The organism is Ruegeria sp. YTSA072, assembly GCF_059610285.1.
Map to the genome: position 1 here is coordinate 38,799 of NZ_JBXWNI010000009.1, position 10,647 is coordinate 49,445.

Annotated in this window: 11 protein-coding genes; 7 read left to right on the forward strand and 4 right to left on the reverse strand. The window is 58.0% G+C overall.

Annotation, left to right across the window (positions count from 1 at the left end):
* The first annotated feature begins 100 nt into the window (after positions 1 to 100).
* Positions 101 to 1,036, forward strand: a complete 936-nt coding sequence (locus AC2FIB_RS15280; protein ID WP_496735449.1) for a 2-hydroxyacid dehydrogenase — start codon at positions 101 to 103, stop codon at positions 1,034 to 1,036.
* A gap of 7 nt (positions 1,037 to 1,043) precedes the next feature.
* Here AC2FIB_RS15280 and AC2FIB_RS15285 read toward each other — a convergent pair whose 3' ends face one another.
* On the reverse strand, positions 1,044 to 1,400 hold the full coding sequence (locus AC2FIB_RS15285; protein ID WP_058273195.1) for a hypothetical protein: 357 nt from the start codon (positions 1,398 to 1,400) through the stop codon (positions 1,044 to 1,046).
* Positions 1,401 to 1,575: 175 nt separating this feature from the next.
* On the opposite strand from AC2FIB_RS15285, the gene AC2FIB_RS15290 reads away from it, so the two are divergent.
* The 3 genes from AC2FIB_RS15290 (at position 1,576) to AC2FIB_RS15300 (ending at position 3,863) form a co-directional block, all read left to right on the forward strand.
* The gene (locus tag AC2FIB_RS15290; RefSeq protein WP_496735447.1) at positions 1,576 to 2,409 is read left to right on the forward strand and encodes a bifunctional allantoicase/(S)-ureidoglycine aminohydrolase; all 834 of its coding nucleotides are present in this window, start codon (positions 1,576 to 1,578) and stop codon (positions 2,407 to 2,409) included.
* 89 nt (positions 2,410 to 2,498) lie between these two features.
* Positions 2,499 to 2,822 carry a hypothetical protein gene (locus AC2FIB_RS15295; protein ID WP_496735446.1) on the forward strand — a complete coding sequence of 108 codons (324 nt, stop codon included), beginning with the start codon at positions 2,499 to 2,501 and terminating at the stop codon, positions 2,820 to 2,822.
* A 54-nt stretch (positions 2,823 to 2,876) separates the two neighbouring features.
* The gene (locus tag AC2FIB_RS15300; protein ID WP_496735444.1) at positions 2,877 to 3,863 is read left to right on the forward strand and encodes a type I glyceraldehyde-3-phosphate dehydrogenase; all 987 of its coding nucleotides are present in this window, start codon (positions 2,877 to 2,879) and stop codon (positions 3,861 to 3,863) included.
* A 94-nt stretch (positions 3,864 to 3,957) separates the two neighbouring features.
* On the opposite strand, the gene AC2FIB_RS15305 is transcribed toward AC2FIB_RS15300, so the two are convergent.
* On the reverse strand, positions 3,958 to 4,446 hold the full coding sequence (locus AC2FIB_RS15305; protein WP_496735443.1) for an ureidoglycolate lyase: 489 nt from the start codon (positions 4,444 to 4,446) through the stop codon (positions 3,958 to 3,960).
* Positions 4,443 to 5,861 (reverse strand): allantoinase PuuE, encoded by a 1,419-nt coding sequence (puuE, locus tag AC2FIB_RS15310; protein ID WP_496842339.1) that lies wholly within the window; start codon positions 5,859 to 5,861, stop codon positions 4,443 to 4,445. Before puuE ends, AC2FIB_RS15305 begins: the two co-directional genes overlap by 4 nt.
* A 161-nt stretch (positions 5,862 to 6,022) precedes the next feature.
* On the opposite strand from puuE, the gene uraH reads away from it, so the two are divergent.
* Positions 6,023 to 6,379, forward strand: a complete 357-nt coding sequence (gene uraH / locus AC2FIB_RS15315; RefSeq protein ID WP_496735440.1) for a hydroxyisourate hydrolase — start codon at positions 6,023 to 6,025, stop codon at positions 6,377 to 6,379.
* 33 nt (positions 6,380 to 6,412) lie between these two features.
* Here the strand turns inward: uraH and AC2FIB_RS15320 are convergent, their stop codons facing one another.
* Positions 6,413 to 7,336, reverse strand: coding sequence for a LysR family transcriptional regulator (locus tag AC2FIB_RS15320; protein WP_113791847.1), 924 nt, complete (start codon positions 7,334 to 7,336; stop codon positions 6,413 to 6,415).
* Positions 7,337 to 7,432: 96 nt separating this feature from the next.
* Here AC2FIB_RS15320 and AC2FIB_RS15325 point away from each other — a divergent pair, with 96 nt between their 5' ends.
* Together AC2FIB_RS15325 and AC2FIB_RS15330 are read left to right on the forward strand one after the other, a co-directional pair.
* The gene (locus AC2FIB_RS15325) at positions 7,433 to 8,656 is read left to right on the forward strand and encodes a urate hydroxylase PuuD (RefSeq protein WP_113791601.1); all 1,224 of its coding nucleotides are present in this window, start codon (positions 7,433 to 7,435) and stop codon (positions 8,654 to 8,656) included.
* A 215-nt stretch (positions 8,657 to 8,871) separates the two neighbouring features.
* On the forward strand, positions 8,872 to 10,620 hold the full coding sequence (locus AC2FIB_RS15330) for an autotransporter assembly complex protein TamA (RefSeq protein WP_496735438.1): 1,749 nt from the start codon (positions 8,872 to 8,874) through the stop codon (positions 10,618 to 10,620).
* The last annotated feature ends 27 nt before the right edge of the window (positions 10,621 to 10,647 follow it).

Below are 10,647 nucleotides of genomic sequence, written 5' to 3' on the forward strand. Positions count from 1 at the left end.
GGGCTTTACCTTTGAACAGAGAATGACTTAGCTGCCGATAGAATGTCTAGCTGTGTGACGGAACGTCAACTCAATCAAAATGAAATTGCGAGGATGATTCATGGCGCTACTGATCGAAACCGGTCTGACCGACTGGATAAGCGATGATGACATCGCCAGAACGATCCGAAACATACACCCCGGTGCGGATGTGCGCACCCGGGAAACGATTGGAGATGCAAGCGAAATCACCATGGTCGCTGTTGTCGGCCTGAACAACGACCACCCCAAACGGCTGCCGAACCTGCAACTGGTCCAGAAACTGGGCGCGGGCGTTGAAACGATTGTTGGCAACCCGAGCCTGCCCGATCACGTCCGTATCGCACGGCTCAAGCCCGATGCGCCGGCGCAAGGTATTGCCGAGTGGTTCGTCGCCTATGTCCTTCACCACCAACGGAACATGGCCTTTCACGAAGCCGCCCAGCGCAAGGCAGAGTGGGTGCCCAAAGCGCCGGTATTCACACCGGACACCGTAGTGGGCGTTCTGGGTCTGGGCCATATCGGCGCCCGCAGCGCCAGAATGCTGCGCGCCATCGGTTTTCAGGTCATGGGATGGAGCCGATCCCCGAAAGAGATCGAGGGCGTGACCTGCCTGCATGGCGAGGATGCGCTGCCGATGTTGCTAGGCCAATGCGACCACGTTTGCGCCATTCTGCCGTCCACGCCGCAAACACTCGGCTTGTTCGATGTGCAGATGCTGGCAGCCATGAAGCCCGGCAGTCAGCTGTTGAACGCAGGGCGTGGTGATCTGATTGACGAAAATGCGCTGATCGAAGCCTTGGACCGTGGAACGCCCGGCCACGCCGTTCTGGACGTAACCAGTACAGAACCCTTACCGTCAGACAGTCCGCTCTGGGCACACCCGGGCGTCACAATCACTCCGCATGTTTCTGGCTGGCACTTAGGTGAAGCATTGGCCGACGTTGCCGAGAATTTCCAACGGTTGTCCGCAGGGAAGCCCTTACTGCACGAAGTCGACCGCACACGCGGCTACTGAGTCGAAATCAGGGCGTCAGAACCCAGTTCCCGCCGGCGTCCCGGCAGTTGCGGGTTCTGACTTCGCGTGATTGTTCGGCCCCGGCGGGCACGATGAAATGCTGGAGATGCACGCAATTGTCCCGGACCTCGCGCACTCGGACAGTGCCTTTTGATCCGGTGTCGTCGTTCGACCAGTTGCGTTCGGTTCCGACCTGAGGCGTTCCATCTGCCAACATCGCATTGGTCGTGGCGTTGACGACACTGTAGTCCTCGGGGCTCAACCCCATTTCAGCGATGATTCTCGAAAGTGGCTTGGCCTGTGCCAGTGAAATTGCGCCGATCACAACGGCTGCTGCAAAAAAGGGTGAAATCCAGGCTTTCATGATCTTCTCGCCTTGCTGAAATAAGTCTGGTCACAAGACTATACCGCCGGGGAACGGGGGCCAAGCCCCGCGGGCCGACCTTCAAATAATACCGAACAAACCTATCGCGACTCGGGTGCTAGGACCGCCGCGCCAATCGCCTCATAGTGCCTCAAACACGAACCAGAGGCATGAAATGGCACAGCCCACCTATTACGCGCCCACAGGCGGACACCCCGGACAAGACCAACTGTTGACCGACCGCGCCATGTTTACCGACGCCTATGCGGTTATCCCTAAAGGCACCATGCGCGACATCGTAACCAGCAACCTGCCGTTCTGGGAAGGCACCCGGCTTTGGGTCCTGTCCCGCCCCCTCAGCGGATTTGCCGAGACGTTTTCGCAATACATCATGGAGGTCCAGCCCGGTGGCGGCAGCGACCACCCAGAAACAGACGCCATGGCGCAGGGTGTTCTCTTTGTGGTCGAAGGCGAGGTGACCCTGACATTAGGTGGCACTATTCATGTTCTCGAAACCGGCGGATACGCCTATATCCCGCCCGGATCAGATTGGACCTTGCACAACCGCGCCCAAAAAACCGCCCGATTCCACTGGGTTCGCAAAGCCTATGAAACCGTTCCCGGCCTGCCTGCACCAGATCCGATCATCACCAACGAACGTGATGTATCCCCCGTCGAGATGCCCGGCACCGAGGGGCGCTGGTCTACAACCCGCTTCACAGATCCGCAGGATCTGCGTCATGACATGCATGTCAATATCGTCAATTTCGAACCCGGCGGCGTGATTCCCTTTGCCGAAACCCATGTCATGGAACACGGTTTGTACGTGCTGGAAGGCAAGGCGGTCTATCGGCTCAACCAGGATTGGGTCGAGGTAGAGGCCGGCGATTACATGTGGTTGCGCGCTTTCTGCCCGCAGGCCTGCTATGCGGGTGGGCCGGGGCGCTTTCGCTATCTGCTTTACAAGGATGTGAACCGGCACATGCCGTTGACACTGTCCAAACGCTAGGCTTTTAAACGCTTTATTTCGGTCAGGGGTTCACAGAAGCCTGTGAATCTGGTGAAATAACAGCAGTTTTTAGCACTGGAGATTGTTCAATGGTACTGCGTGTAACGATGCTGGCACTGGCAGCTGCAATTGGTTTGACGGCATTTGATGCAACACCTGTCGCCGCGAAGGAAGAAACAAGACAGGTTTCTGTCATGAGCCGTACCTGGGCGGTGACACAGGTCTCGGACGCTCCGGTCGTGTACCGTGCGACGCGCGACAACAACAACCTGAACCCCTTTGGCCCACCGCCGCGCTTGCGCACCATTCAGGCCATAGCCGCCTTTCAGCAAGCGACTGGGTGCAGACCGATCGTGGCCAGCATGTACCAGAACATTTCGGGTCAGTTCTTTTCGCAGGTCAGCTGCAACTGACCATAGGTCACAACGGGCATTGAGCTATTGGCAACGCGCTGCCATAGCTTGCGCATGAAACTTGCAATCAACGGATTCGGCCGTATTGGCCGCACAATCCTGCGGCAGCTGCTGGCTTTGCCGCAGGATACAGATATTGAGCTGGTTCTGATCAACGACATCGCCCCGCTTGAGACCTGCGCCTACCTGTTCAAATATGACAGCACCTTTGGCCCCTACCCCGGAGCAGTAGAACAGGGCGACGCGGCGATCGTCGTCGATGGGCGCACAATCCCGATGACACACAGCCCCAATCTGGCACATGTCGATCTGTCTGGTGTCGACGTTCTGATGGATTGCACTGGCGTTGCTCGTACCTCGGATGTGGCCAGTCAGGGCCTGACCGCCGGAGCCCGCAAGGTGCTGATCTCTGGCCCCTCGCCCGCGACCGAAATCACTATTGTTCTGGGTGCCAACGAAGACCAGTTGGGCAATGCTCGCATCGTGTCCAACGCTTCGTGCACAACCAACGGGCTTGCGCCCTTGGTCAAAGTGCTGGACCAGATTGGCGGGATTGCGTCAGCGCATATGACAACAATTCACTGCTATACGAACAGCCAGCCTATGGTGGACGCGCCACGCGGCGATCTGGCCCGTTCGCGCGCGGGCGCGCTGTCTATGGTGCCCACCACGTCCAGCGCCACCCACCTGATCGACGACGTCATGCCGCATCTGGCCGGGCGCATCTCGGGCGCTGCTGTTCGGGTCCCGACGGCCAGTGTATCCGCCATTGATCTGGTGGTGACGCTGGATCGCGGAATGTCGCCTGGGTTGTTCGAAGCCGAACTGCGCGCGGCCGTCCAGACATCGCCTGTGCTGGGCTGGACCGATTCCCCTCTGGTCTCGTCAGACCTGCGTACACGCCCAGAGTCGCTGGTTATAGCGGGACCCGAAACACGCATTGTCGGCGAACATCAGGTCCGTGTTTTCGGCTGGTATGACAATGAATGGGGATTTTCGGCACGCATGCTGAATGTTGCCCGTCTTATGACAGATAGCTGAATTTGCGCGGGCGCAGCGGGCGGGCTTGCCCGCGCGCTGCTTGGCCAAACGGGTCACAAGCATCTTTGATGCGCATTGACCGGGCGGGAGCTCCCTATCCGCCTATGATCTCGAACGGAGTGTCAAACCAGAACTCCTCCAGATTAGTCCCCTCACCAATCCGATCAATCACAGCGAATAAGCCGGGCCCGTGCAATGGGGTCAGCACCCCATGCCATGTGCCGCGAAAATAGTTCACACCCTGTCCGGGCTTGGTCACAAATGCCCGCGGATGTCCGGGCCGCCCGCCCTCATCCGGGGCCACGACAACCAGAAAGGGCTGGTGTGTCATCGGTATGAATGCCTGACTGCCCTCGGGGTGACGCTCAACCATATCCAGTTGATAAGGCAAGGATCGCGGATTGGCGTTGAACAGGCTGATACCGGCGCGCCCGTCTGTGAAATCCAGTCGCGCCAGATCATGGTAGCGACCACATTGCCCCTGATTGATGATCTTGTCCGGATCACCGGTCACTTCGATGACATCACCGAACGGGGCAAATGCCTTGGCCGTCAAAGGCGTAGTCCCGACTTGCGCGCTCATGAGGGTAAGATGTCCTGCAACCGGAATTCGGCGATCCGCTCGACCTGACGGCAAGCCTCTGCGAATTCGGTGTCCTTATCCTGATCAATCCGCCGTTGAAACGCCTGAAGGATAGACGTTTTGTCGTGATCACGCACGGCGATGATAAACGGAAAACCGAACTTCTCGGTGTATTTCTGGTTCAAGCCCGTGAACATCGCACGCTCATCATCTGTCAGAGCATCCAACCCTGCCGAAGCCTGCTCGGACGTGCTTTCTTGCGTCAGCCGTTTTGCCTGCGCCAATTTTCCGGCAAGATCCGGGTGCGCGGTCAGGACACCCATCCTTTCGTCCGCAGAGGCGGAGCGGAACATGCGGGTCAGTGCATTGTGCAGCCCACCTGCCGTGTCATTGGCCGGTCCCAATTCCAGCTCATACGCCCGTTCGGCAATCCAGGCGGAATGCTCGAAGATGCCGCCATACGTCGCGACAAACGCGTCCCGATCCATCTGAGCAGGCTTCGGATGCGGCACCGCCGGATGGTGTTCCGCCCAGTGTTCGGCGATCTGCAACCGTGTCGCAAACCAGACATCGGAAAAGCCGCGCGCGTATTCCAGGAAACGTTTCAACGCCATCACCCGGCCAGGTCGTCCGATCAGGCGGCAGTGCAAGCCGATCGACAGCATCTTGGGCGCTCCGCCCTCGCCCTCGGCGTATAGCGCATCAAAGCTGTCTTTCAGGTAGGAATAGAACTGGTCACCCGCATTGAATCCCTGCGGCGTGGCAAAGCGCATATCGTTGCAATCCAACGTGTAGGGTACGATCAACTGATCCCGCCCACCCGCTTGCACCCAATAGGGCAAGTCGTCCGCATATGTATCGGCCACATAGGCAAATCCGCCCTCTTCTGCCACCAACTGAACAGTATTCTCGGAACAGCGCCCTGTGTACCAACCACGCGGGCGTTCTCCGACAACCTCGGTGTGAAGACGGATAGCCTCGGCAATTTGTGCGCGTTCTTCATCCGCTGGCATGTCTTTATGTTCGACCCATTTCAGACCATGGCTGGCAATCTCCCACCCCGCTGCCTTCATCGCGGCCATTTGATCTGGCGAGCGAGCCAAAGCTGATGCAACGCCATAGACTGTTATTGGCAGGTCCTGCATCAACCGGTGCAGTCGCCAGAACCCAGCGCGAGAGCCGTACTCATAGATCGACTCCATGTTCCAATGGCGCTGGTCCGGCCATTGGGCGGCCCCCACGATTTCGGACAGAAACGCCTCGGACGCGGCATCGCCGTGCAGCACGCAATTTTCACCGCCCTCTTCGTAGTTCAGTACGATCTGAACGGCCAGCTTCGCGCCGCCCGGCCATTTGGCATCTGGCGGGTTGGCACCATATCCGATCATGTCACGAGGATAGCGAGGGGGCTGCATGGCATCTTCCATTCTTGATCTTTTGAATAGCCTTACCCCAGAAACACACCGATGATTATCAAATCAATCCGAACGCTGTTTCCGGTTCTTTCGGCATTTCCACTGTTTCAAACTTTGCGTCAGACTGTGACAAAGCAAAAGACAAATCAAAGGAGAGACCTGTGGCTGGCTATCTGACGACCCATGTTCTGGACACTGCACGCGGCTGCCCGGCTGAAGGGTTGAAAATCGCACTCTATCGGGTGTCGGGGAACTCCCATCGCAAAATCGCCGAGATGGAGACCAATTCGGACGGGCGCACAGACAGCCCAATCTTGCCACAAGCCTCGTTCAAAACTGGCACTTACGAGCTGGTTTTCTTCGCAGGAGACTATCTGCGCGCCTCAGGTCAAGCTGCTGAGGACCCGCTGTTTCTTGATCAGGTGCCGCTCCGGTTTGGCATGTCTGATGCCGACGCACATTATCACGTGCCTCTGCTGCTGTCCCCTTACGGCTATTCGACCTACCGGGGCAGCTGAACCTTGGGATAGGGCTGCCGCTGGGCGGCAGCTTTATGTGTCAGCAGTTTCCGACCCACGCACGACCTTGCCGATCCGCGCAATCATGAAATCCATGAACAAACGCGCCTTAGGGTCCTGATGGCGGCGATGGGTGTACAGGCAGGCCATTTGAACAGACACCGGCGGCGTTTCGACCGCAACGGGGACCAGACGCCCCGAACTGAGGTGTTCGGCCACTTCAAAAACCGGTTTCATAGCAATCCCTTGCCCCGACAGCGCCCAGTCAGTCAGCACGTCACCGTCGTCACATTCGAACCGGCCAGAGACTGCGAACCGCTTGGGACCGTCGGGCGTTTCCAATTGCCACTGAAACTCGGTCGCGCCGGGAAACCTCAGGTTCAAGCATTCATGGCGCTGGGAAACCAGGTCCGCGCCCGTTGCAGGCATGCCCCTGCGTTCAACATAGGCAGGAGCGGCACAAAGCACGCGCTGGCAGTCGGCGATCTTTCGAATACGCAGAGTACTATCTTCAGGCTGGCCGATGAAAAAGGCCAGATCCAAACCTTCGGTCGTCAGATCAACGGATCTGTCGGTCAACCGCAAGCGTACGTCGATCTCGGGATATTCCGCAAGGAAATCAGGTACGTGTGGCGCCAAAACCCTACGCCCCACCCCTAGCGGAGCGGCAACGAACAACGATCCACGCGGCGCTTCGGTCAGATGGACGACCTGCGCTTCGGCATCGTCCACCGCATCCAGAACAGCCACGGCACCAGGATAGAATGCCCGCCCCTGCTCTGTCGGGCTGAGGTTGCGCGTTGTTCTTTGAAACAAGCGCACGCCCAGATGATCTTCAAGCTGAGATATCCGCGCCGACGTCACCGCTGGCGAGATTCGCAGGTCTCGCCCGGCAGCGGACATGCTGCCAAGGTCGTAAACCCTGACAAAGGTGCGGATGTTGTCTAGATAGGACATCTTTTCGTTTTTTTTGATACAGTTTGACAATATCAGGGAATACCGAAGAAAGTGCCCTTTGCCTAGTGTGACGGCAACCAATCGGAGAGCTTTCTCATGTACGACTTCGCCGTTTTCTGGGACTGGATGGCATTTGCCGTGCGCTGGCTGCACGTTATTACCGCCATTGCCTGGATCGGATCCTCATTTTATTTCATCGCACTGGACCTTGGTCTGAACCGCGACATCCCCGGCCCGGCGGATGGCGAGGAATGGCAGGTTCATGGCGGCGGTTTCTACCACATCCAGAAATACCTGGTCGCGCCCGAACGGATGCCGGAACACCTGGTTTGGTTCAAATGGGAAAGCTATGCGACCTGGCTCAGCGGGGCCGGATTGCTGATGATCGTGTACTGGGTGGGCGGAGAATTGTATCTGATCGACGCGCAGAAAGCTGATCTTGCGTTGTGGCAAGGCATTCTGATCTCGGCCGCCTCGCTGACAGTTGGTTGGCTGATCTATGATTTCCTGTGCAAATCGGGTTTGGGCGAACGTCCGACCCTGCTGATGGTGCTGCTGTTCGTCCTACTGGTGGTGATGGGCTGGGGGTACAATCAGGTTTTCACAGGTCGCGCCATGATGCTGCATCTGGGTGCCTTCACGGCCACGATCATGACAGCCAACGTGTTTTTCATCATCATGCCGAACCAGCGCATCGTGGTAGACGATCTGAAGAACGGCCGTACACCTGACCCAAAGTACGGCAAAATCGCCAAGCTGCGCTCGACGCATAACAACTACCTGACGTTGCCGGTCGTGTTCCTGATGTTGTCGAACCACTACCCACTGGCATTTGCGACAGAATACAACTGGATCATCGCGGCTCTGGTCTTCCTGATGGGCGTGACCATCCGACACTACTTCAACACGCGCCACGCTCGGGCAGGCGATCCAACCTGGACATGGCTGGTCACTGCGTTGCTGTTCATCGCAATAATGTGGTTGTCTACTGCCCCTATGTACAAACCTCTGGAAGAGGCCGAAGCACAGCCACTGACACCGTTTGAACAGAAATATGCTGCCGCCGATGGCTTTGAAGAGGCCCATGACGTCGTTCTTGGACGCTGTTCGATGTGCCACGCACGCGAACCGGTGTGGGAGGGCATTTTGTGGGCGCCAAAGGGCGTATTGCTGGAAACTGAAGGCGACATTGCCCGCAACGCCCAGCAAATCTATCTGCAGGCGGGGGTCAGCCATGCGATGCCCCCCGCAAACGTCACCTACATGGAGCCCGAGGACCGAGAAGCAATCATCCGCTGGTTTCGCAACGCAGGTTCCTGATCCCGAGACCGATCAATCACACAGGTCGCAAAATTCAGGCGACGCTGGATTTAGTCTTTTCCTGCAAGGACTCTGATGCTCTAACATGAATGTAATCAGCCGTTGCTTTGCAAAAAACGGCAAATGTGATTTCGAGTTGGGGCAGTTGGAGCTATCAGATGCCGGGGAGCAGGCCGCGCGCCTTTTTGAAGAGATGCCTTCTCGGCGCGATTGCAATGACCCTGCCGACCGCATTGGCCGCGCTGGAAACCACCTTAACAGCTCCGGGTGCTTCAAAAGAGCTTGTCGAGCGGATGGAGGAAACCTCCTCAGTTACGACGGCTGAATCTCGCGGGCTGGACACGCCGCTTGAGATCTTGTCGGCGGCGCTTTCGGATTATCGCACTCTCGTCCAAATTCTTTATGACGAAGGGTATTTCAGCCCAGTCGTAAGCATCAAACTGGACGGAAAAGAAGCAGCTGAGATCAGCTCGCTCAGCGTACCAGCGCAGATCAATAGCGCGGTAATCACGGTCAACACCGGCCCCAAGTTCACCTTTGGCGAAGCCATCGTACAACCGATAACGCCCGAAACAGTTCTGCCCGAGGAGTTTGCGGTCGGCAAACTCGCGACCACCGGCGCGATCCAACAAGCCGCGTCAGCTGGCGTGCAGGGTTGGCGCAACGCGGGTCATGCCAAGGCCGAAGTCGAAGGCCAGAAAGTCATTGCCCGCCATGCCGAGGCCAAGCTGGATGCCGAGATCGACCTTACCCCCGGCCCGCGCCTGAGATTTGGCAAAATGATCATCAAGGGCGACACCGATGTGCGCCATCGGTCAATCGAAAAGATCGCCGGATTTCCGGTAGGCGAGGTATACTCGCCCGAGAAAATCCAGAAGGTCGGCACACGGTTGCGGCGGACCGGGACCTTCAACGTGGTTTCGATTGAAGAGAGGGACACTCCGAACCCGGACGGCACATTGGATTTCGACGCCACGTTTGAAGATCTGCCAAAACGCCAGCTGACCTTTGGTGCGGAGATCGCGTCGCGCGACGGCGTCGACGTGACCGCGACCTGGACGCATCGCAACGTATTCCGGCGCGCCGAACGCCTGCGGTTCGAGGCGGCAGTCCGTAATATCGGCGGTGCCGAGGATATCGACGGCCGGATCGGTTTGCGTCTGGATCAGCCCGACCGGCTTGGTCCCGATGACAACACTTTTTGGAACGCGCTTCTGGAACGGCGCAACACAGAAAACTACAATGTCACCGTTGCGGCATTGGCCTACGGTGCCCGGCGCACGTTTTCTGATCGTCTATATGCCGAAGCCTCAGCCGGGTTTCAGTGGTCCAGTGCGGATGACGCCTATGGCGATGACCGCAGGTTCCGATATTTCATCCTTCCCTTGCGTTCAGAATGGGACGAGCGCGACAGTAAGGTCAGCGCAACACGCGGCTTTTATCTGGACGCGCAGATCACGCCCTTTGCTGGTCTGTCCGAAACCGAAAGCGGCATACGCATGTTTTTTGATGGGCGCGGCTATACCAGCCTCGGCACCGGCGGACGGCTGGTTCTGGCCGGTCGCGTACAGCTGGGATCAGTGCTCGGGCCGTCGCCGGACGGTGTAACACCAGACTTCCTGTTTTTCTCGGGCGGTGCCGGAACGGTTCGGGGCCAACCCTACGAGAGTCTTGGCATCCCAGTCGGCACCGGGATCGCAGGAGGCAAATCTTTCCTTGGTCTTTCCGCCGAGGTGCGCGGCAAAGTCACCGAAGCCATATCTCTGGTCGGGTTTTATGACTACGGTACGGTGGACACATCCTCATTCATCGGCAGCGGCGCAGAATATCACGCGGGTGCCGGGCTTGGGGTTCGGTATGATCTGGGCGGATTTGGTCCGTTGCGGCTGGATCTGGCCGTACCAGTGCAGGGTGACACCGGCGACGGCTTGCAGTTTTATATCGGGATCGGACAGGCATTTTGATTGGACGTCGCGCATATCCGTTATTGT